The 20,663-nt window shown below is 72.8% G+C and carries 21 protein-coding genes; 18 read left to right on the top strand and 3 right to left on the bottom strand.

Going from position 1 to position 20,663, the window contains the following annotated elements:
* The first annotated feature begins 251 nt into the window (after positions 1–251).
* The 3 genes from ACZ3YL_RS09010 to ACZ3YL_RS09000 are packed head-to-tail and all read left to right on the top strand — an operon-like array spanning position 252 to position 3,690.
* Positions 252–2,189: an AMP-dependent synthetase/ligase gene (locus ACZ3YL_RS09010; RefSeq protein WP_188304457.1), complete on the top strand. Its 1,938-nt coding sequence runs from the start codon at positions 252–254 to the stop codon at positions 2,187–2,189.
* Between the two features lie 57 nt (positions 2,190–2,246).
* Positions 2,247–3,476 carry a radical SAM family heme chaperone HemW gene (hemW, locus tag ACZ3YL_RS09005; protein ID WP_465656347.1) on the top strand — a complete coding sequence of 410 codons (1,230 nt, stop codon included), beginning with the start codon at positions 2,247–2,249 and terminating at the stop codon, positions 3,474–3,476.
* Between the two features lie 40 nt (positions 3,477–3,516).
* The gene (locus ACZ3YL_RS09000) at positions 3,517–3,690 is read left to right on the top strand and encodes a hypothetical protein (RefSeq protein WP_465656345.1); all 174 of its coding nucleotides are present in this window, start codon (positions 3,517–3,519) and stop codon (positions 3,688–3,690) included.
* Here ACZ3YL_RS09000 and ACZ3YL_RS08995 read toward each other — a convergent pair.
* From ACZ3YL_RS08995 to htpX, 3 genes are read right to left on the bottom strand one after another with little or no spacing between them, the layout of a single operon-like run.
* Positions 3,681–4,514: a DUF3097 domain-containing protein gene (locus tag ACZ3YL_RS08995; RefSeq protein ID WP_188304455.1), complete on the bottom strand. Its 834-nt coding sequence runs from the start codon at positions 4,512–4,514 to the stop codon at positions 3,681–3,683. The genes ACZ3YL_RS09000 and ACZ3YL_RS08995 overlap by 10 nt on opposite strands.
* A gap of 24 nt (positions 4,515–4,538) precedes the next feature.
* The gene (pspAB, locus tag ACZ3YL_RS08990; RefSeq protein ID WP_188304454.1) at positions 4,539–5,123 is read right to left on the bottom strand and encodes a PspA-associated protein PspAB; all 585 of its coding nucleotides are present in this window, start codon (positions 5,121–5,123) and stop codon (positions 4,539–4,541) included.
* 29 nt (positions 5,124–5,152) lie between these two features.
* Entirely contained in the window at positions 5,153–6,073 is a 921-nt protein-coding gene (htpX, locus tag ACZ3YL_RS08985; RefSeq protein ID WP_188304453.1) for a zinc metalloprotease HtpX, read from the bottom strand.
* Between the two features lie 267 nt (positions 6,074–6,340).
* Here htpX and hrcA point away from each other — a divergent pair, with 267 nt between their 5' ends.
* The 15 genes from hrcA (at position 6,341) to era (ending at position 20,600) form a co-directional block, all read left to right on the top strand.
* Positions 6,341–7,375 carry a heat-inducible transcriptional repressor HrcA gene (gene hrcA, locus ACZ3YL_RS08980; RefSeq protein WP_188304452.1) on the top strand — a complete coding sequence of 345 codons (1,035 nt, stop codon included), beginning with the start codon at positions 6,341–6,343 and terminating at the stop codon, positions 7,373–7,375.
* 76 nt (positions 7,376–7,451) lie between these two features.
* Positions 7,452–8,591, top strand: coding sequence for a molecular chaperone DnaJ (gene dnaJ / locus ACZ3YL_RS08975; RefSeq protein ID WP_188304451.1), 1,140 nt, complete (start codon positions 7,452–7,454; stop codon positions 8,589–8,591).
* An 81-nt stretch (positions 8,592–8,672) separates the two neighbouring features.
* A complete protein-coding gene (locus tag ACZ3YL_RS08970; RefSeq protein WP_188304450.1) occupies positions 8,673–9,422 on the top strand; it encodes a 16S rRNA (uracil(1498)-N(3))-methyltransferase in 750 nt (249 codons plus the stop codon).
* An 82-nt stretch (positions 9,423–9,504) separates the two neighbouring features.
* A complete protein-coding gene (locus ACZ3YL_RS08965; protein ID WP_465656342.1) occupies positions 9,505–12,738 on the top strand; it encodes a S41 family peptidase in 3,234 nt (1,077 codons plus the stop codon).
* 107 nt (positions 12,739–12,845) lie between these two features.
* A complete protein-coding gene (locus tag ACZ3YL_RS08960) occupies positions 12,846–13,607 on the top strand; it encodes an RDD family protein (protein WP_465656341.1) in 762 nt (253 codons plus the stop codon).
* Positions 13,608–13,662: 55 nt separating this feature from the next.
* Complete coding sequence (locus ACZ3YL_RS08955; protein ID WP_188304448.1) at positions 13,663–14,016, top strand: histidine triad nucleotide-binding protein; 354 nt, start codon at positions 13,663–13,665, stop codon at positions 14,014–14,016.
* Between the two features lie 6 nt (positions 14,017–14,022).
* Positions 14,023–14,946 (top strand): ribonuclease Z, encoded by a 924-nt coding sequence (locus ACZ3YL_RS08950; protein ID WP_188304447.1) that lies wholly within the window; start codon positions 14,023–14,025, stop codon positions 14,944–14,946.
* Positions 14,947–15,248: 302 nt separating this feature from the next.
* Entirely contained in the window at positions 15,249–16,274 is a 1,026-nt protein-coding gene (locus ACZ3YL_RS08945) for a PhoH family protein (protein ID WP_465656459.1), read from the top strand.
* Between the two features lie 14 nt (positions 16,275–16,288).
* The gene (gene ybeY / locus ACZ3YL_RS08940; RefSeq protein ID WP_030061268.1) at positions 16,289–16,783 is read left to right on the top strand and encodes an rRNA maturation RNase YbeY; all 495 of its coding nucleotides are present in this window, start codon (positions 16,289–16,291) and stop codon (positions 16,781–16,783) included.
* A gap of 19 nt (positions 16,784–16,802) precedes the next feature.
* Positions 16,803–18,128 (top strand): hemolysin family protein, encoded by a 1,326-nt coding sequence (locus tag ACZ3YL_RS08935; protein WP_188304445.1) that lies wholly within the window; start codon positions 16,803–16,805, stop codon positions 18,126–18,128.
* Positions 18,129–18,161: 33 nt separating this feature from the next.
* Entirely contained in the window at positions 18,162–18,398 is a 237-nt protein-coding gene (locus ACZ3YL_RS08930; protein WP_465656337.1) for a hypothetical protein, read from the top strand.
* Between the two features lie 26 nt (positions 18,399–18,424).
* The gene (locus tag ACZ3YL_RS08925; protein ID WP_188304443.1) at positions 18,425–18,970 is read left to right on the top strand and encodes a DUF4383 domain-containing protein; all 546 of its coding nucleotides are present in this window, start codon (positions 18,425–18,427) and stop codon (positions 18,968–18,970) included.
* A gap of 33 nt (positions 18,971–19,003) precedes the next feature.
* Positions 19,004–19,369 (top strand): cytidine deaminase, encoded by a 366-nt coding sequence (locus ACZ3YL_RS08920; RefSeq protein ID WP_465656335.1) that lies wholly within the window; start codon positions 19,004–19,006, stop codon positions 19,367–19,369.
* Between the two features lie 59 nt (positions 19,370–19,428).
* Complete coding sequence (locus ACZ3YL_RS08915; protein ID WP_188304441.1) at positions 19,429–19,611, top strand: hypothetical protein; 183 nt, start codon at positions 19,429–19,431, stop codon at positions 19,609–19,611.
* 59 nt (positions 19,612–19,670) lie between these two features.
* A complete protein-coding gene (era, locus tag ACZ3YL_RS08910; RefSeq protein ID WP_188304440.1) occupies positions 19,671–20,600 on the top strand; it encodes a GTPase Era in 930 nt (309 codons plus the stop codon).
* Positions 20,601–20,663 lie beyond the last annotated feature (63 nt).

The raw sequence follows: 20,663 nt of genomic DNA, 5'->3' as shown, positions 1-20,663 counted from the left end.
CGATTCGGGGGCCGTCCGGCGGAGGTTTGCCGGGCCTTTGCCATGGCCGGGCCCTGGGCCGGGTCCGTGGCTGCGGGGGCGTGCCAGCTGGATCCGCCCCCTTACGGAATGACCGGTTTCCCCCTAGGCTGCTGACAGCGCCCTTGTTACTGACCGGTACCACCCACCGCTCAGGCGGCCGGGGCCCGGCGGCCGCCCCCACGGACGCCGCGACCATCCCTCAGACGGCCACCCGCCCCCGGAGGTCCTCGTTGAGTTCCGCGCAGTCCCTGATCGACTCCGGCAGTGCCGACATCGTCGCCGGGCGTCCCGCCTCCGTCGCCCACCTGTTCCTGGAGCGCGTCGCCGCGACCCCGAACGTCGAGGCCTACCGCTACCCGGCCTCGGTCGACGAGCACGCCGCGGACGGTGCCCCGGGCGCCGAGCAGTGGCGCTCGCTGACCTGGGCGCAGACCGCCGTCCGGGTCAAGGCGGTGGCCGCCGGCCTGATGGCGCTCGGCATCCAGCCGGAGGACCGGGTCGCGCTGGCCTCCTCCACCCGGGTCGAGTGGATCCTCACCGACCTCGGCGCGATGTGCGCCGGAGCCGCGATCACCACCGTCTACCCGAGCACCAACGGGGACGAGACGGCCTTCATCCTCTCCGACTCCGGTTCCCGGGCCCTGTTCGCCGAGAACGCCGCCCAGCTGGCCAAGGCCGTCGAGCACATCGACCAGCTGCCCGAGCTGCGCACCGTGATCCTCTTCGACGCCCCCGCCGAGGCCGCCCGGCCCGAGACACTCCAGACGGCCGGGCTGGACCTGATCACCCTCGCCGAGCTGGAACGGCGCGGCACCGAGTACCTGGAGCAGCACCCGGACGCCGTCGAGAAGGCCGTGGCCGCGCTCGACAAGGAGCAGCTGGCCACCCTCATCTACACCTCCGGCACCACCGGCCGCCCCAAGGGCGTGCGCCTGGTGCACGACTGCTGGGCGTACGAGGGCCGGGCCCAGGAGGCCAGCGGCCTGCTCGGCCCCGACGACGTCCAGTTCATGTGGCTGCCGCTGTCGCACGTCTTCGGCAAGACGCTGATCTCCGGCCAGATCGCCACCGGCCACGTGATGGCGGTGGACGGCCGGGTCGACCGGATCATCCACAACCTGCCGGCCATCCGGCCGACCACCATGGCCTCGGCGCCGCGCATCTTCGAGAAGGTCTACAACGGCATCGCCGGCCGGGCCCGGGCCGAGGGCGGCGCCAAGTACAAGATCTTCATGTGGGCCGCCAAGGTCGCCCGCGAGTACGCCCGGGCCGTCCAGGAGAGCCGGATCGCCACCGGCGTCGACAGCGCCCCGCTGGGCCTGCGGCTGCAGCACGCGGTGGCCGACAAGCTGGTGTACGCGAAGATCCGGGAGGCCTTCGGCGGCCGGCTGCGCGGCGCGGTCTCCGGCAGTGCCGCGCTCGCCCCCGAGATCGGCTACTTCTTCCTCGGCGCCGGGGTACCGATCCTGGAGGGCTACGGGCTGAGCGAGACCAGCGCCGGTTCCTGCGTCAACCGCAAGGAGGACGTGCGGATCGGCACGGTCGGCCGCCCGCTGCCCGGCACCGAGGTGCGGATCGCCGAGGACGGCGAGATCCTGCTGCGCGGCCCCGGCGTCATGCGCGGCTACCACAACCTGCCGGAGAAGACCGCCGAGGTGCTGGAGCCGGACGGCTGGTTCCACACCGAGGACATCGGCGAGCTCAGCCCCGACGGCTTCCTGCGGATCACCGACCGCAAGAAGGACCTGTTCAAGACCTCCGGCGGAAAGTACGTGGCGCCCAGCGAGGTCGAGGGCAAGTTCAAGGCGGTCTGCCCGTTCGTCAGCAACATCCTGGTGATCGGCAACGGCCGCAACTACTGCACCGCGCTGATCGGCCTGGACGAGGCGGTGCTGATGCCGTGGGCCGCCGAGCGCGGCCTGGCCGGCAGGAGCTACGCCGAGCTGGCCGCCGACCCGGCCGTGCACCAGCTGATCGAGGGCTTCGTCAAGCGGGTCAATGCCGACCTCCAGCGCTGGCAGACGATCAAGAAGTTCCACCTGCTGCCGCGCGACCTCGACATCGAGCACGGCGAGCTCACCCCGAGCCTGAAGATCAAGCGCCCGGTGGTCGAGCGGACCTACGCGGACGCGGTGGCCGCCATGTACACGGGCGCCAACGAGGCCTGAGCCCGGCTCCCGTACGGCCCGCGCCCGGTCGCGCGGGCCGTACGGGACAATGGGGGCATGCCCTCCGCACTCCCCGACGGCGAACCGGTGCCGTCCGACGGTTCCCTGCCCGCGCACGCCCTCGCCGGGCTGGGCCGGCGCCCGTTCGGCTTCTACCTGCACGTGCCCTACTGCGCCAGCCGCTGCGGCTACTGCGACTTCAACACCTACACCGCCACCGAACTGCGCTCCTCCGGGGCCGTGGCCTCGCAGGAGACCTACGCGGACAACGTGGTCGCCGAGATCCGGCACGCCCGGAAGGTGCTCGGGGAGGCCGACCTGCCCGTGCGGACCGTCTTCCTCGGCGGCGGCACCCCCACCCTGCTGCCCGCCCGCGACCTGGTGAAGATGCTCGCCGCCCTGCGCGAGGAGTTCGGGCTCGCCCCGGACGCCGAGGTCACCACCGAGGCCAACCCGGAGTCCGTCGACCCCGCGTACCTCGCCGAACTGCGCGAGGGCGGCTACAACCGGATCTCCTTCGGCATGCAGAGCGCCCGCCCGCACGTCCTGCGGCTGCTCGACCGCCACCACACCCCCGGCCGCCCCGAGGCCTGCGTGGCCGAGGCCCGCGAGGCCGGCTTCGAGCACGTCAACCTCGACCTGATCTACGGCACCCCCGGCGAGTCCGACGACGACTGGCGGGCCTCGCTGGACGCCGCGATCGGCGCCGGGCCCGACCACGTCTCCGCGTACTCGCTGATCGTCGAGGACGGCACCAAGCTGGCCGCCCGGGTCAAGCGCGGCGAACTGCCGATGATCGACGACGACGTGCACGCCGACCGCTACCTCATCGCCGAGCAGGCGCTCAGCGCGGCCGGCTACGCCTGGTACGAGGTCTCCAACTGGGCCACCACCCCCGAGGGCCGCTGCCGCCACAACGAGCTCTACTGGACCGGCGCCGACTGGTGGGGCGCCGGCCCCGGCGCCCACAGCCACGTCGGCGGCGTCCGCTGGTGGAACGCCAAGCACCCCGCCGCCTACGCCCAGGCCCTCGCCGAGGGCCGCACCCCGGCCCTGGGCCGCGAGGTCCTCACCGACGAGGACCGCCGGGTCGAGCGCATCCTGCTGGAACTGCGCCTGGCCGACGGCATCTCCCTCGACCTCCTCGCCGAGGCGGGCCGCAGGGCCGCCGCCAAGGCCCTCGCGGACGGCCTGCTCGCCGAGGAGCCCTACCAGCAGGGTCGCGCCACCCTGACCCTCCAGGGCCGCCTGCTGGCCGACGCCGTCGTTCGTGACCTGGTGGACTGATTGTCGTTGACGTGGTGTCAGCCGTCGGAGGGAGCGCGCGATGACCGCCATCGATGACCGGATGACTGGGATCTTCGAGAACCTGGAGGTTCCTGAAGGCTTCAAGGCTGAGCTCATCAGGGGGGAACTCGTGATGACGGCCGGGCCGGACATGGTCCACAACATCCTGCTGGGCGTCACGCTCGACACCTCGGAGTTCCAGACCTACTCCTGACCCGGAAGGGCCGTGAAGTCGATCAACTCCTCTACCTTCGCCAGGAGTTCGGGCTCCAGGTCCCGGTAGCTGTTCACCTTCGACAGGATCCGCTTCCAAGCCGCCGGGGTGTCCACCGGCCAGCCGAGGCGGCGGCAGGTGCCCTCCTTCCAGTCCTCGCCCCGGGGGACGGCGGGCCAGCCGGGGATGCCGACGGAGGAGGGCTTCACGGCCTGCCAGATGTCGATGTAGGGGTGGCCGACGACCAGCACGGACTCGCCGGTGACCTGCGCGGCGATGCGGTGCTCCTTCGTCCCCGGGAGCAGGTGGTCGACCAGGACGCCGAGGCGGCGGCCTGGGCCGGGGGCGAAGTCGGCGACGATCGCGGGGAGGTCGTCGATGCCCTGGAGGTACTCGACGACGACGCCCTCGATGCGCAGGTCGTCGCCCCAGACCCGCTCGACCAGCTCGGCGTCGTGCCGGCCCTCGACGTAGATGCGGGACTCGCGGGCGACCCGGGCGCGGGCGCCGGGGACGGCGAGGGAGCCCGAGGCGGTGCGGGCGGGGGTGCGGGGCGCGGCGGGGGCGCTCGGGCGCACCAGGGTGACGGCCTTGCCCTCCAGCAGGAAGCCGCGCGGCACCAGCGGGAAGACCCGCTGCTTGCCGAACCGGTCCTCCAGGGTGACGGTGAACCCCTCCGCGGTCTTCTCGCACCGCACCACCGCCCCGCAGTAGCCGGTGGCGGCCTCCTCGACCACCAGGTCCCGCTCGGCCGGCACCTCGGGTGCCGGCTCCTGCTTCTTCCACGGCGGGGTGAGGTCGGGTCCGTACTGGTGGCTGCGCATGGGGGCGATTTTACGGACGGGGCGTCAGAGGCCCGGCGCGCCCCAGACCGGGAACCAGCGGCTGAGGTCCTTCTCCAACCGCAGGTCGTTGCCCAGCGTCGCGTTGACCTGGAGCTCCAGCGGGCTGTTGCGCCGTTCGCCGCCGCCGGGCATCGGGGCGAAGGGATAGAAGGTTCCGCGCTTGTAGAGGTAGACCAGGGCCAGCGACTGGCCCTGCGCGTTGCGGAAGCCGACCAGGGAGCAGAGCAGCTGCGGGCCGAAGCCGTTCGCCTCCAGCTCGCTGTTGACCGCGTGCAGGTCGTTGACCAGTTCCGGGAGTTCCTCGGGGGTGTGCCGGGTGAGCAGCCAGGAGTAGCCGTAGCCGTCCTTGGAGGCCTCCACCGGGACGCCGCCGCGTTCGGTGTCGGCGTCCAGCAGGGCCCGGACCTGCTGTTCGACCTGGACGAAGGCCGCGCCCTCGACGGCCGCGAAGCAGACCGAGCCGAGCCCGGTGGGGAGGAACCCGGCCGCGGCCTCCAGGGTGAGCGCGGCGGACGGCACGCCGAACAGCTGGTCGAGGTCGGGCTTGACGGGCTTGGTGCGGCCGAACAGGGCGTCCAGGAATCCCACGGCGGTCCTTTCGCGAACGGGAAGGAGGGTCAGCGGCCGAGCTGCTCGGAGATCTTCGCCAGCTGGGCCAGCCGCTTCTCCAGCGTCGGGTGGGTGGAGAACAGCTGGGAGGCGGTCTCCCTGGCGCTCAGCGCGGGGGCGAAGTAGAAGGCGTTGTAGGGCTGCGACTTGCGCAGGTCCTCGGTGGGGATGGCGGCGATCTGCCCGGTGACCTTGGTGAGGGCCGAGGCGAGGGCGCTGGGGCGGCCGGTGAGCTGGGCGGCGGCCCGGTCGGCGGCCAGTTCGCGGTAGCGGGACAGCAGCCGGGTGAGCAGGAAGCTGATCGCGTAGACGACGATCGACACCAGCGGGATGATCAGCGCCGCGATGGCGGCGTTCTGGTCGTTGTTGTTGCGTCCGCCGCCCATGAACCCGCCGTACATGGCGATCCGGGTCATCGCGCCGGCGAGCACGCCGAGGAAGCCGGCGATGGTCATCACCGCGACGTCCCGGTGGGCGACGTGCGAGAGCTCGTGGGCGAGGACGCCCTCCAGCTCCTCGGGTTCGAGCCGGCGCAGCAGGCCGGTGGTGACGCACACCACGGCGTTCTGCGGGTTGCGGCCGGTGGCGAAGGCGTTCGGCATGTCGTTGTCGGCGACCGCCACGCGGGGCTTGGGCATGTCGGCCAGCGCGCAGAGCCGGTCGATGGTGCCGTGCAGCTGGGGGTACTGCTCCTCGGTCACCTGGTGGGCGCCCATGGCCCGCTCGGTGATCTTGTCGCTGAACCAGAACTGGGCCACGAACAGCCCGCCGGAGATCAGCACGATCAGCGGCCAGGCCCCGCGCAGCAGCGCGATCAGCAGGCCCGTGAAACCGACGTACAGCAGCCCGATCACGAACATCGTCGCGACCATGCGGCCGGTCAGGCCGCGGTCGGGCGCGAAACGGGTGTGCTGGCCCGAGCTCGACATTGCTTGCTCCTCCGTTCGCCGTCGCTTTCGATGCTGCCACCCGGACGGCCCCGGGGCACCACCCGCGCGTGCGGAGTGTCGTGGCGGCCGTCCGGAACTGCGGGCAGGATCACCCCGGCCGGGCCGTTCCTGCGATAGGACCCGGGCCGTACACTGGCAGGTACGGTTTTGGCACTCGTGTGTGCAGAGTGCCAAGGTCGGGGCCCTCGTCGGAGCGGCTCGCAGCATCACAGACGGACAACGTGCGAAGACGGAGGTGCGTGCCCCATGGCCGGTGAGGTCCGCCAACTGGACGACCGCAAGCTCGCCGTGCTGCGCGCGATCGTCCAGGACTATGTGGGGACGGAGGAGCCGGTCGGCTCCAAGGCCCTGGTGGAGCGGCACAACCTCGGGGTGTCCCCGGCGACGGTGCGCAACGACATGGCGGCGCTGGAGGAGGAGGGCTACATCCACCAGCCGCACACCAGCGCCGGGCGGATCCCCACCGACAAGGGGTACCGGCTGTTCGTCGACAAGCTCGCCGAGATCAAGCCGATGAGCTCCCCGGAGCGCCGGGCGATCCGGCACTTCCTGGACGGCGCCGTCGACCTGGACGACGTGGTCATGCGCACGGTGCGGCTGCTCGCCCAGCTGACCCGGCAGGTCGCGGTGGTGCAGTACCCCTCGCTCACCCGCTCCACCGTCCGGCACATCGAGCTGGTGGCGCTGGCCCCGGCCAAGGTGATGCTGGTGCTGATCACCAACACCGGCCGGGTCGAGCAGCGGATGGTCGACTGCCCGGGCACGGTCGGCGAGACGGTCCTGGCGGACCTGCGCTCGCGGATCAACGCGCGGGCGGCCGGGCAGCGGCTGCCGGACGTGCCCGGGCTGCTGGAGGAACTCCCGGGGGCCTTCGAACAGGCCGACCGGCCGACCGTCAGTACGGTCCTGGCGACGCTGTTCGAGGCGCTCGCCGAACAGAACGAGGAGCGGATCATGCTGGCCGGCACGGCCAACCTGACCCGCTTCGGGCACGACTTCCCACTCAGCATCCAGCCGGTGCTGGAGGCCCTGGAGGAGCAGGTCGTCCTGCTCCGCCTCCTGGGTGAGACCGCGGACGCCGCGATGACCGTCCGGATCGGGCGGGAGAACGCGTACGAAGGGCTGAATTCCACCTCGGTCGTTTCGGTCGGCTACGGTTCGGGCGACGAGAGCGTGGCCAAACTGGGTGTGATCGGTCCGACCCGGATGGACTACCCGGGCACAATGGGGGCGGTGCGAGCGGTGGCACGGTACGTGGGCCAGATCCTGGCCGAGTCGTAGCTCACAACCGTCGTCGGACAAACCCGGCGGCGGTGTCCAGTCGCACTACTAACAGGCGGAACAAGCGGAGCATTTGGTGGCCACGGACTACTACGCGGTACTCGGCGTCCGACGGGATGCGGGGCAGGACGAGATCAAGAAGGCGTTCCGGCGCCTCGCACGCGAACTGCACCCGGACGTCAACCCGGACCCGAAGACGCAGGAGCGGTTCAAGGAGATCAACGCCGCCTACGAGGTGCTCTCCGATCCGCAGAAGCGCCAGGTCTACGACCTCGGCGGCGACCCGCTGTCGCCCGGCGGCGGTGGCGCGGGCGGCTTCGGCGCCGGCGCGGCGGGCTTCGGCTTCTCCGACATCATGGACGCCTTCTTCGGCGCCGCGGCCGGCCAGCGCGGCCCGCGCTCGCGCACCCGCCGCGGCCAGGACGCCATGATCCGGCTGGAGATCACCCTGGAGGAGGCCGCCTTCGGCACCACCAAGGAACTCCAGGTCGACACCGCCGTCACCTGCACCACCTGCAGCGGCGAGGGCGCGGCCCCCGGCACCTCCGCGCAGACCTGCGACATGTGCCGCGGCAAGGGCGAGGTCTCCCAGGTGACCCGGTCCTTCCTGGGCCAGGTCATGACCTCCCGCCCGTGCCCGCAGTGCCAGGGCTTCGGCACCGTCGTGCCGACCCCGTGCCCCGAGTGCGCCGGCGACGGCCGGGTGCGGGCCCGCCGCACCCTGACGGTCAAGATCCCGGCCGGTGTGGACAACGGCACCCGGATCCAGCTGGCCGGCGAGGGCGAGGTCGGCCCCGGCGGCGGCCCGGCCGGCGACCTCTACGTCGAGATCGCCGAGACCACCCACACGGTCTTCCAGCGGCGCGGGGACGACCTGCACTGCACCGTCACCATCCCGATGACGGCCGCCTCGCTCGGCACCCAGGTGCCGCTGCAGACCCTGGACGGGCTGGAGGAGGTCGACATCCGGCCCGGCACCCAGTCCGGCCAGTCGATCCCGCTGCACGGCCGGGGCATCACCCACCTGCGCGGCGGCGGCCGGGGCGACCTGATAGTGCACGTCGAGGTGCAGACGCCCACCAAGCTCGACCCCGAGCAGGAGGAGCTGCTTCGCCGGCTCGCGGTGCTGCGCGGCGAGGAGCGGCCGTCCGGCCAGTTCGCGCCGGGCCAGCAGGGCCTGTTCTCGCGTCTGAAGGACGCCTTCAACGGCCGGTAGCCGTCCGGGAGGGGGTGCCGGGGCTCGCCCGGCACCCCCTTCGCGTTCCCCCAAGCCCCACCCCTCCGGAGGTTCCCCGTCATGACCGCGCCCGTCTTCGTCGTCGAGACCGAGCGGATCGCCGCCGCCGCGCCCGGGGCCGTGGTGCGGCTCGACGGCGCGGAGGGGCGGCACGCGGCGGCGGTGAAGCGGCTGGCGCCCGGCGAGGCGGTGACCCTGGCGGACGGGCTGGGGCTCGGCGTGGACGGCACGGTCGCCCAGGTGCTCGGCAAGGACGCGATCGAGGTCACGGTGGCCGCGGTGCGGCGGGAGCCGGAGCCGGCGCCGCGGATCGTCGTCGTCCAGGCGCTGCCCAAGGGCGACCGCGGCGAACTCGCCGTGGAGACCATGACCGAGGTCGGCGTGGACGTGGTGGTCCCCTGGGCCGCCTCGCGCTGCATCACCCAGTGGAAGGGCGAGCGCGGCGCCAAGGCGCTCGCCAAGTGGCGGGCCACCGCCCGGGAGGCGGGCAAGCAGTCCCGCCGGCTGCGCTTCCCCGAGGTGCGCGAGCCGATGACCACCCGGCAGCTGGCGCCGCTGCTGGCCGGCGCCGCCCTGGCCGCCGTGCTGCACGAGGAGGGCGCCGAGCCGCTGGCGCAGACCGCGCTGCCGGCCGGCGGGGACATCGTGCTGGTGGTCGGCCCGGAGGGCGGGGTCTCCCCGGAGGAGCTGGCCGCCTTCGCCGAGGCGGGCGCGAAGCCGTACCGGCTGGGCCCGTCGGTGCTGCGCACCTCGACCGCCGGGGTGGCCGCCGGGGCGCTGCTGCTGGGGCGCACCGGCCGCTGGGCGTAACCCCACCCGCAACTCCCGTGCGCCCGCCGGGAGTCTGGGGAAAACGGAGCGGCTCGTACCCGCACCTGCCTAGGCTGACCGCGTGACGGACTCCCTGAGCACCTCTGCGGGCGCCTATCTGCGCCACCCCCATCTGCACGGTGAGCTGGCCGCCTTCGTCGCCGAGGACGACCTGTGGCTCGCCCCGCTGGACGGCGGGCGGGCCTGGCGGCTGACGGCCGATCACCTGCCGGTGCACCACCCCCGGTTCTCGCCGGACGGGCGGCACCTCGCCTTCACCTCGACCCGGGACGGCGCCCCCGAGGTGCACGTGGTGCCGGTGGACGGCGGGCCGTCCCGGCGGCTGACGTACTGGGGCAACGCCGAGACCCGGGTGCAGGGCTGGACCGCCGACGGGCGGCCGATCGCCACCACCGGCGCGGGCGAGGCCGGTGTGCGGCGCTGCTGGGCGCACGCGGTGCCGCTGGACGGCGGCGAGCCGGTGCGGCTGCCGTACGGGCCGGTCGGCGGGCTGGCCTTCGAGCCGGACGGCGACCAGGTGCTGCTGGTGAACGTCAACAACCGTGAACCGGCCTGGTGGAAGCGCTACCGGGGCGGCCGGGCGGGCAAGTTGTGGATCGGGCGGGACCGCTTCACCCGGATCCACGAGGAGCTGGACGGGCAGCTCGACTCCCCGCTGTGGGTCGGCGGGCGGATCGCCTTCCTGTCCGACCACGAGGGCGTCGGCGAGCTGTGGTCCAGCCGCCCGGACGGCTCGGACCTGCGCCGCCACAGCACCGACCCGGACGGCTTCTACGCCCGCAACGCCACCACCGACGGCAGCCGGGTGGTCTTCCACCGGGCCGGCGACCTCTGGCTGCTGGACGACCTGGACACCGCCGCCCCGCGCCGGCTGGACGTCCGGCTGGCCGGGCCGCGCACCGGCCGGCGCCCCCACCCGGTGCCCGCCGCGTACTGGCTGGAGTCCGTAGCCCCGGACCGCACCGGCCGGGCCAGCGCCGTGGTGGTGCGCGGCGGCGTGCACTGGCTGACCCACCGGGAGGGCCCGGCCCGGGTGCTGGACGAGACCCCGGGCGTGCGGGCCCGGCTGGTCCGGGTGGTGCCGGGCGAGGACGGCGCCCAGGGCGTGCTCTGGGTGTCCGACGCCGAGGGCGAGGACGCCCTGGAGTACGCCCCCGCCGTCCACGACCCGGAGCGGCGCCGGCTGGCCGGCGGGCGGCTGGGCCGGGTCAACTCGCTGGTGGTCTCCCCGGACGGCAAGCAGGCCGCGCTGGGCGTGCACGACGGCCGGGTGCTGCTGGTCGGGCTGGCCGACGGCGCCGTGCACGAGCTGGACCGCAGCACCGACGGCGAGGTCAGCGGGCTGGCGTTCAGCCCGGACTCGGCCTGGCTGGCGTGGTCCCGTCCGGTGCACCGGATGGGCCCGTACTCGCTGCGCCAGATCGTGCTGGCGAACACGGCGACCCGCACCGTCGGCGCGCTCACCCCGCAGCGCTTCCTGGACACCTCGCCGGCCTTCACCGCGGACGGCCGCTACCTGGCCTTCCTGTCGGTGCGCAACTTCGACCCGGTCTACGACGCGCACGCCTTCGACCTGTCCTTCCCGAACGGCTGCCGCCCGTACCTGGTCACGCTCGCCGCCGACACGCCGTCCCCGTTCGGCCCGCAGCGGGCCGGGCGCCCGCTCGGCGGGGAGGAGGACGAGCCCAGGGCCCGGAAGGCGGACGTCGAGGAGGCAGCGGACGGGGCCGCGCCGGCCACCAGGGTGGACCTGGACGGCATCGCCGACCGGATCATCCCCTTCCCGGTCGAGGGCGGCCGGTTCCACGCGCTGCGCGCCGCCAAGGACGGGGTGCTGTGGACCAGGGCGCCGCTGCTCGGCGAACTCGGCGACGAGGCGGCCTCCCTGGACGACGAGCGGCCCCGGCCGGTGCTGGAGCGCTTCGACCTCAGGAAGCGCCGGGTGGAGCAACTGGTGCACGGGCTCGACGGGTTCGCGGTCAGCGGGGACGGCGCCCGGGTGGCGGTGCTGGACGAGGGCGAGCTGCGGATCGTCCCGGCCGGCCACAAGGCCGTCGGCGAGGACGACGAGATCGCCGTCGACCTCGCCCGGCTGCGGGTGACCGTCGACCCGGCCGCCGAGTGGCGGCAGATGTACGCCGAGAACGGCCGCCTGATGCGGGACAACTTCTGGCGCCCCGACCTCGGCGGCCTCGACTGGGCGGGGATCCTGGACCGCTACCGGCCGCTGGTCGAGCGGGTCGGCTCGCACGACGAACTGGTCGACCTGCTCTGGGAGGTGCACGGCGAACTCGGCACCTCGCACGCCTACGTCGTCCCGTACGGCCGCTACACCGAGCCCGCCCGGCGCCAGGGCCTGCTCGGCGCCGACCTGGTCCGGGACGGCGGGCAGTGGCGGATCGGCCGGATCCTGCCCGGCGAGTCCTCCGACCCCAGGGCCCGCTCGCCGCTGGCCGCGCCCGGCGCCGCGATCCGCCCGGGCGACGCCGTGCTCGCCGTCAACGGCCGCCCGGTGGACCCGGTCACCGGCCCGGCCCCGCTGCTGGCCGGCACCGCCGGGCAGCCGGTCGAGCTGACCGTGGCCGGCAAGGACGGCGACCGGCGCCACCCCGTGGTCGTCCCGCTCGCCGACGAGGCGGCGCTGCGCTACCACGACTGGGTGGCCGGCCGGCGGGCCGAGGTGCGGGAGCTGTCCGGCGGCCGGCTCGGCTACCTGCACATCCCCGACATGCAGACGGCCGGCTGGGCCCAGCTGCACCGCGACCTGACCACCGAGATGGCCAAGGAGGGCCTGATCGTGGACGTCCGGGAGAACCGCGGCGGCCACACCTCGCAGCTGGTGATAGAGAAGCTGGCCCGGCGGATCATCGGCTGGTACGCCATCCGGGACACCGACAACCGGGTGCCCTACCCGATGGACGCCCCGCGCGGGCCGGTGGTCGCGCTCGCCAACGAGCTGTCCGGTTCGGACGGCGACGTGGTCAACGCCGCCATCCAGGCGCTCGGGATCGGCCCGGTGGTCGGTACCCGCACCTGGGGCGGGGTGATCGGCATCGACAGCAGGTACCAGCTGGTCGACGGCACCCTGGTCACCCAGCCCAAGTACGCGATGTGGCTGGAGAACTACGGCTGGGGCCTGGAGAACCACGGCGTCGACCCGGACGTCGAGGTGCCGTTCGCCCCGCACCACTGGGCGGCCGGCGAGGACCCCCAGCTGGCCGAGGGCGTGCGGATCGCCCTCGCGACCCTGGCCGCCACCCCGGCCCGCACCGGGCCGCCGCTGCCCTGGGCGTAGCCGGGGGTGTCCGGAGCGGGAGGTCGGCCGGTGCCGACCGACCTCCCGCTCCGCGGGCGTGGGTAGGATGCGGGGCTGTTCTTGATCGACAGCTCACGGGGGATCACATGGCACAGGGCTATCCGCCACCGCAGTACCCGCAGCAGGGCTACGGGCCGAACCCGTACGGCCAGGGGCCGTACGCCCAGCCTCAGCCCCAGCCCTACGCGCAGCCGCCGCAGCCGTACGGCCAGAGCCCGTACCCGCCGCAGGGGCAGCCGCAGCCGTACCCGCCCCAGCAGCAGCCGTACCCGCCGCAGGGGCAGCCGCAGCCGTACCCGCCCCAGCAGCAGCCGTACCAGCAACAGCCCTATCAGCAGCAGCCGTACGCGGGGCCCGGGCTGCCGCCGTGTCCCAGGGAGGCGGGCGGCGGGCGGCGGTTCCTGGCGATCGTGCTGGACTTCGGCTTCGCCTTCGTCGCCGGTTTCGCCGCCGCCCTCGCCTCCGACGCCGCCGCGGGCCGCACCAAGCCCGTCGCGGCCGCGGCCGGCCACGCCGTCCAGCACGCCAGCGGTCCGGTGGTGCCGTTCTGGGTGGCGTTCCTGGGCGTCGGCCTGCTCGCCTCGTTCCTCAACCAGGTGGTGCTCGCCCGGCTGACCGGTTTCAGCGTGGGCAAGGGGATCCTGGCCCTGCGCGTGGTGCGCCGCAAGCGGGTGATGCGCCCCAACATGTGGCGGCTGACCCGGCGCTGGCTGCTGGGCTTCGTCTTCCTGGCGGTGGTGGTCATCTCCGATGACTTCGACATCTCCGAGGGGGACGTCGTCGGCATGCGCTCGGTCCGCTGGAAGCACCTGCGGGAGTACCGGCAGGCGGTCGCGCGGCTCGGCTAGGCTGCGCCCGTACGGCCCCACGTCAACGAAGACCCAGTGACCCGAGGAGAATCCGATGGCCGGCGAGCCGCAGCCCGACTGTGTGTTCTGCAAGATCGTCGCGGGCGAGATCCCGGCGACCGTGGTGCGCAAGACCGACCGCGTCCTCGCCTTCCGTGACATCGCGCCCAAGGCCCCCGTGCACGTCCTGGTCATCCCGCACGTCCACTACCCGAACGCCGCGGCGCTGGCCGCCGCCGAGCCGGAGATCGCCGCCGAACTGCTCGTCGAGGCGGGCGCGGTGGCGAAGGACGAGGGCATCGAGGACTACCGGCTGATCTTCAACACCGGTGCGGGCGCCGGGCAGACCGTCTTCCACGCCCACGTGCACGTGCTCGGCGGGACGCGGATGACCGAGAGCATGGTCTGATCCCAGGTGTCCCAGCGCGAACTCGTCGTCCTCGGCACCGCCAGCCAGGTGCCCACCCGGCACCGCAACCACAATGGCTACCTGCTCCGCTGGGACGGCGAGGGCCTGCTGTTCGACCCCGGCGAAGGCACTCAGCGGCAGATGCTGCGGGCCGGGGTCTCGGCCACCCAGATCAACCGGATCGCCGTGACCCACTTCCACGGCGACCACAGCCTGGGCCTCGCCGGGGTGATCCAGCGGATCAACCTTGACCGGGTCCCGCACCCGGTGGACGTCTACTTCCCGGCGTCCGGCGAGGTCTACTTCGAGCGGCTGCGCTACGCCACCGCCTACCACGAGACCGCGGTGCTGCGGCCCAGGCCGATCGACGAGCCCGGCCCGCTGCCCGCGCCCGGCGCCCGGTTCGCACTGGACGCCGTCCGGCTGGACCACCCGGTGGAGTCCTTCGGCTACCGGCTGTCCGAGCCGGACGGCCGCCGCCTGGTGCCCGAGCGGCTCGCCGCGGCCGGCGTGCACGGACCGGCCGTGGGCCGGCTCCAGCACGAGGGCGCGGTCGAGGTGGACGGCCGCACCGTCACCCTGGACGAGGTCAGCGAGCCGCGGCCGGGCCAGCGGTTCGCCTTCGTGATGGACACCCGGCTCTGTGAGGGCGTGCACCAACTCGCCGAGGGCGCCGACCTGTTGGTGGTCGAGGCGACCTTCACCGACGCCGACGCCCAGCTCGCCGAGGACCACGGCCACCTCACCGCCGGACAGGCCGCCAAGGTCGCCGCCGAGGCCGGGGCGCGCACCCTGGTGCTGACCCACTTCTCCCAGCGCTACCCGGACCTCGGCCAGCACCTGGCCGACGCCCGCAAGCACTTCGACGGGGAGCTGGTGCTCGCCGAGGACCTCGTCAGGGTGCCCGTCCCCACCCGCCGCCACCCGTGAGCGGACGGGGAGCGCTGCGGGGAGGCCGGGTGGCGCTCCCCGAAAAGGGCTCGCGCCGTCCCGCGATCTGCCGCAGCATCGTCGGGTGCGGCCCCGCCGCCCGCCGCGGCGATCACGCTCGCGGCGTACCCTGGTGCCCCGGAGAGACCGAGCGGCACACGACACCACGGATGGGATGAGGCAGGCCCCAGCGCCGACCCATGAGTGACACATCGCAGACCCGTACCGACGGACAGTCGCGCCCCGAGCCGGCGGACGACGCCCGTGTGAGCGCCCGGATCGTCATCCCCGAGAAGCACCCGATGGTCACCCTGCTCGGCACGGCGGACTCGCTGCTGCGCGTGATCGAGCAGGGCTTCCCCACCGCCGACATCCACGTCCGCGGCAACGAGGTGACCGCCACCGGGGAGCGCGCCGAGGTCGCCCTCGTGCAGCGGCTCTTCAACGAGATGATGCTGGTGCTGCGCACCGGCCAGCCCCTGACGGAGGACTCCGTGGAGCGCTCCATCGCCATGCTCCGCGAGGAGGGCCCGGACAGCCCGGCGCCGTCCCAGGTGTTCACCGCGAACATCCTGTCCAACCGGGGCCGCACGATCCGCCCCAAGACGCTCAACCAGCAGCGCTACGTCGACGCGATCGACAAGCACACGATCGTCTTCGGCCTCGGCCCGGCCGGCACCGGCAAGACCTACCTGGCGATGGCCAAGGCCGTCCAGGCCCTCCAGGCCAAGGAGGTCAACCGGATCATCCTGACCCGCCCGGCGGTCGAGGCGGGGGAGCGGCTGGGCTTCCTGCCCGGCACCCTCTACGAGAAGATCGACCCGTACCTGCGCCCGCTGTACGACGCGCTGCACGACATGATGGACCCGGACTCCATCCCGCGCCTGATGGCGGCCGGCACCATCGAGGTCGCCCCGCTCGCGTACATGCGCGGCCGCACCCTCAACGACGCCTTCATCATCCTGGACGAGGCCCAGAACACCTCGCCCGAGCAGATGAAGATGTTCCTCACCCGCCTCGGGTTCAACTCCCGGGTGGTGGTCACCGGCGACACCAGCCAGATCGACCTCCCGGGCGGTACCCGCAGCGGCCTCAAGGTCGTCCAGGAGATCCTGGCCGGCGTGCCGGACATCCACTTCTCCGTCCTCACCAGCACCGACGTGGTCCGCCACAAGCTGGTCGGCCGGATCGTGGACGCCTACGAGCGCTGGGACGCGCGGCAGGAGGCCGAGGAGAACACCCCGGCCCCCCGCAAGCCCGCCCAGCGGCGCCCCGGCAAGACCGCCGCGGCGCGCGCACCCCGACAGTCCCATCGCACCGAAAGCTGAGCACACAGCCCGTCATGTCGATCGACATCGCCAACGAGTCCGGTTGGGACGCCGATGAGGAAGCCATCCTCGACGTCGCCCGCTTCGCCCTGGACAAGATGCGGATCCACCCGCAGTCCGAACTGTCCGTGATCCTGGTGGACGGAGCGGCGATGGAGGAGCTGCACATCCAGTGGATGGACCTGCCCGGACCGACCGACGTGATGTCGTTCCCGATGGACGAGCTGCGTCCCGGCAAGGAGGGCGAGGAGCTGCCGCAGGGCCTGCTCGGCGACATCGTGCTCTGCCCCGAGGTCGCCGAGCAGCAGGGCAAGGCGGCCCCCTCCAAGCACTCGATGGACGAGGAGCTGCAGCTGCTCACCGTCCACGGGGTGCTGCACGTCCTCGGCTACGACCACGAGGAGCCGGAGGAAGAGGAGGAGATGTTCGCCCTCCAGAAGCGCATCCTGGACGACTGGCGGGCGGGCCGCGGCCTCGGCGGCATCTCCCCGGCCCCCACCACCCACTGAGCGCGGAGCCCGAACCCCTGTGAGTGGTGAGAGTACGAGCTTCATCCTCGGCGCCGTGGCCCTGGTCGTGCTCGGCTGGCTGGCCGCGTGCGCCGAGGCGGGCGTCTCCCGGGTCTCCCGGTTCCGGGCGGAGGAGGCCGTGCGCAACGGGCGGCGCGGCTCCGCGCGGCTGCTGGCCGTCGCCTCCGACCCGTTCCGCTACCTCAACCTGGCCACCCTGATCCGGGTGGCCAGTGAGATGGCGGCCGCGGTGCTGGTCACCGCGGTGTGCGTGCGCAACATCCACCCGACCTGGCAGGCCGTGCTGCTGGCCTTCGGCGTGATGGTGCTGGTGTCCTTCGTGGCGGTGGGCGTCTCGCCGCGCACGATCGGGCGCCAGCACCCGATCTCCACCGCGACCGCGGCCTCCTTCGTGCTGCTGCCGCTGGCCGCGGTGCTCGGCCCGATCCCGCGGCTGCTGATCCTGCTCGGCAACGCGCTGACCCCGGGCAAGGGCTACCGGGAGGGGCCGTTCGCCTCCGAGGCGGAGCTGCGCGCGCTGGTCGACCTGGCCGAGAAGGACGACCTGATCGAGGACGAGGAGCGCCGGATGGTGCACTCGGTCTTCGAACTGGGCGACACCATCGTGCGCGAGGTGATGGTGCCGCGCACCGACCTGGTGATGATCGAGCGGCACAAGACCGTCCGGCAGGCGCTCACCCTGGCGCTGCGCTCGGGCTTCTCGCGGATCCCGGTGGTCGGCGACAACGAGGACGACGTGGTCGGCATCGTCTACCTCAAGGACCTGGTGCGCCGCACCCACATCAACCGCGAGGCGGAGGCCGAGGAGGTCGGCGCGGTGATGCGCCCGGCCGTGTTCGTCCCGGACTCCAAGCCGGCCGGCGACCTGCTGCGCGAGATGCAGCAGCGCCGCTCGCACGTCGCGATCGTGATCGACGAGTACGGCGGCACGGCCGGCCTGGTCACCATCGAGGACGTGCTGGAGGAGATCGTCGGCGAGATCACCGACGAGTACGACCGGGAGATCGCTCCGGTCGAGGACCTCGGCGACGGCTCGTACCGGATCACCGCCCGCCTCCTGGTGGAGGACCTGGGCGACCTGTTCGGCATCGAGCTGGAGGACGAGGACGTGGAGACCGTCGGCGGGCTGCTGGCCAAGCACCTCGGCCGGGTGCCGATCCCCGGTTCGGCCTGCGAGATCCCGCTGCCCGACGCGGCCGCCGACGGTCTGACCGGCATCCTGCTGACCGCCGAGTCCTCGGCGGGGCGCCGCAACCGGATCGGCTCGATGGTCGCCGCGCCGGTGCGCGGGGCGGAGCGGACGGCGCAGGCCGTGGGCGAGTAGCGGGTGGGCGGTCTCCGCGCGACCATGGAGGGCATGACGCACAAACTTCGCGCGGAGTACGGCCCGCAGGGGGCGGTCGGCGGAGTCAAGTCCTGGCACGTGGTGCGGGACGAGGACCCGTCGACCGCACTCTGCGGCCGGACCATGCCCGACGACGCCGAGACGCGGCCCGAACAGGACTGGGGCACCGGGCTGCGTTGCTGCCAGCAGTGCGGCTCGCTCTACCTGCACGAGACGCCCCACCTGCAGGGGAGCCACCCCTACAGCTAGGCCATGGCTGTGCTCTGGAGGTCGCCATGAAGCTGCAAGACGAACTGCCCGTCGACCACAAGCTCCTCATGGTCTGGCGGATCGGAGCGGGGCTCGGAGGAGTCTTCCTGATCGTGTTCGGGGCCCTCGGGCTGGCCGACCACCCGGGCTTCCTCGACACCCAGGGCGATCAGGTCGTGGGGCTGTCGACCAACGGCGCGCTGGCCGTCCTGTCCATCGTGGCGGGCGCGATCCTGGTGATCGGGGCGGTGATCGGCGGGAACTTCGCCGCCAACCTGAACATGGCGGTGGGCGTGCTGTTCGTCCTGTCCGGTTTCTACGGCCTGACGGTGCTCGGACGGCCGGAGGCCAACATCCTCAACTTCCGGATGTCGAACGTGCTGTTCGCGTTCCTCTTCGGGGTCGTCCTGACGACATTCGGGATGTACGGCCGGGTGAGCAGCCACCTGCCGCACGACAACCCGTACTGGCGCCATCGCGCCGAGCACGAGGAGCCGATGCCGTCCGGGCCGAAGACCTTCGTCAAGGTCCTCCGCCCGAACCCGGGCCCGACCCGCCCGGTCGGCCACTGATCCGCTGCTACTCGCCCGCTCAGGCGGCGGCCTATGCTCGGCGGCATGAGTGACATCGTCGAGCTCGACCCCGAAGACAAGAAGATCATCACCCTGGCCCGCTCGGCCCGCGCCCGCAACGGCGTGGCCGAGGGGGCCGCGGTGCGTGACGAGACCGGCCGCACCTACGTGGCCGGGACGGTCGCGCTGGAGTCGCTGCGGCTGAGCGCGCTGCGGACGGCGGTGGCGATGGCGGTGGCCAGCGGTGCGAAGTCGCTGGAGGCGGCGGCCGTGGTGAGCGAGGCGGAGCAGCCGGCCGAGGCCGATCTGGCGGCCGTACGGGACCTGGGCGGGGCCGGGACGCCCGTGCTGCTGGCCAGCCCGGACGGGACGCTGCGGGTGACCGCCCAGGCCCGCTGACAAGCAAGCCCCCGGCGGGCCTCGCCCCCCTGCATTCAGCAGATAATCTCACCGGGGGAGTGGACTCGGTGAGGGGCTGGGGCATGGGGGCGTTGGCGTTCGTCGCCGGGCTGGTGCTGTTCGTGATGGGGATGGGCAAGTGGCAGGAGACCGGCACGGTCTACTGGCTCTGGGGTTCGCTCGCCTTTCTGCTGCTGTTGGTGGTGTTCTCCCTGGTCGGCCGGGGCGGTAACAAGGGCTGATCGCGCCGGGCCGGCCACCCCGGACGGCGGGGCTCCGGTGATCAGGGAGAATGGAGCCCATGAATGCCCCTTCCTCCTCGTACCGCTCCGGGTTCGCGTGCTTCGTCGGCCGTCCCAACGCGGGCAAGTCGACCCTGACCAACGCCCTGGTGGGGACGAAGGTCGCGATCACCTCCGACCGCCCGCAGACCACCCGGCACACCGTGCGCGGCATCGTGCACCGCCCGGACGCCCAGCTCGTGCTGGTCGACACCCCCGGCCTGCACAAGCCCCGCACCCTGCTCGGCGAGCGCCTCAACGACCTGGTCCGCACCACCTGGGCCGAGGTCGACGTGATCGGCTTCTGCCTGCCCGCCGACCAGAAGCTCGGCCCTGGCGACAAGTTCATCGCCAAGGAGATCGCCGCGATCAAGAAGACCCCCAAGGTCGCCATCGTCACCAAGACCGACCTGGTCGACTCCAAGCGGCTGGCCGAACAGCTCATCGCCGTCCACCAGCTCGGCCTCGAGCTGGGCTTCGAGTGGGCCGAGATCATCCCGGTCTCCGCGGTCGGCGACCAGCAGGTCGAGCTGGTCGCCGACCTGCTCACCAAGCTGCTGCCGGAGGGCGACCAGCTCTACCCGGAGGGCGACCTCACCGACGAGCCCGAGCAGATCATGGTCGCCGAGCTGATCCGCGAGGCCGCCCTGGAGGGCGTGCGGGACGAACTGCCGCACTCGCTGGCCGTCGTGGTCGAGGAGATGCTGCCGCGCGAGGGCCGGCCGGCCGACCGCCCGCTGCTGGACATCCACGCCAACGTCTACATCGAGCGGCAGAGCCAGAAGGCGATCGTGATCGGCGCCAAGGGCTCGCGGCTCAAGCACGTCGGCACCACCGCCCGCAAGCACATCGAGGCGCTGCTCGGCACGCCGGTCTACCTGGACCTGCACGTCAAGGTGGCCAAGGACTGGCAGCGCGACCCCAAGCAGCTGCGCAAGCTCGGCTTCTGACGGGGAGTACGGAAAGCCCCGGGCCCGTCCGGACGTTCGCGTCCGGGCGGGCCCTCGTCGTGC

It is taken from the genome of Kitasatospora sp. NPDC023176 (genome assembly GCF_055560495.1).
This window is presented reverse-complemented; position numbering and strand designations above follow the sequence as displayed.

Excerpts from the sequence above, each read along its gene's own strand:
- hemW (WP_465656347.1), top strand. The coding sequence starts at position 2,247 with ATGCCCTCCGCACTCCCCGACGGCGAACCGGTGCCGTCCGACGGTTCC.
- ACZ3YL_RS09000 (WP_465656345.1), top strand. The coding sequence starts at position 3,517 with ATGACCGCCATCGATGACCGGATGACTGGGATCTTCGAGAACCTGGAG.
- ACZ3YL_RS08995 (WP_188304455.1), bottom strand. The coding sequence starts at position 4,514 with ATGCGCAGCCACCAGTACGGACCCGACCTCACCCCGCCGTGGAAGAAG.
- htpX (WP_188304453.1), bottom strand. The coding sequence starts at position 6,073 with ATGTCGAGCTCGGGCCAGCACACCCGTTTCGCGCCCGACCGCGGCCTG.
- hrcA (WP_188304452.1), top strand. The coding sequence starts at position 6,341 with ATGGCCGGTGAGGTCCGCCAACTGGACGACCGCAAGCTCGCCGTGCTG.
- ACZ3YL_RS08970 (WP_188304450.1), top strand. The coding sequence starts at position 8,673 with ATGACCGCGCCCGTCTTCGTCGTCGAGACCGAGCGGATCGCCGCCGCC.
- ACZ3YL_RS08960 (WP_465656341.1), top strand. The coding sequence starts at position 12,846 with ATGGCACAGGGCTATCCGCCACCGCAGTACCCGCAGCAGGGCTACGGG.
- ACZ3YL_RS08955 (WP_188304448.1), top strand. The coding sequence starts at position 13,663 with ATGGCCGGCGAGCCGCAGCCCGACTGTGTGTTCTGCAAGATCGTCGCG.
- ACZ3YL_RS08945 (WP_465656459.1), top strand. The coding sequence starts at position 15,249 with ATGGTCACCCTGCTCGGCACGGCGGACTCGCTGCTGCGCGTGATCGAG.
- ybeY (WP_030061268.1), top strand. The coding sequence starts at position 16,289 with ATGTCGATCGACATCGCCAACGAGTCCGGTTGGGACGCCGATGAGGAA.
- ACZ3YL_RS08930 (WP_465656337.1), top strand. The coding sequence starts at position 18,162 with ATGACGCACAAACTTCGCGCGGAGTACGGCCCGCAGGGGGCGGTCGGC.
- ACZ3YL_RS08925 (WP_188304443.1), top strand. The coding sequence starts at position 18,425 with ATGAAGCTGCAAGACGAACTGCCCGTCGACCACAAGCTCCTCATGGTC.
- ACZ3YL_RS08920 (WP_465656335.1), top strand. The coding sequence starts at position 19,004 with ATGCTCGGCGGCATGAGTGACATCGTCGAGCTCGACCCCGAAGACAAG.
- era (WP_188304440.1), top strand. The coding sequence starts at position 19,671 with ATGAATGCCCCTTCCTCCTCGTACCGCTCCGGGTTCGCGTGCTTCGTC.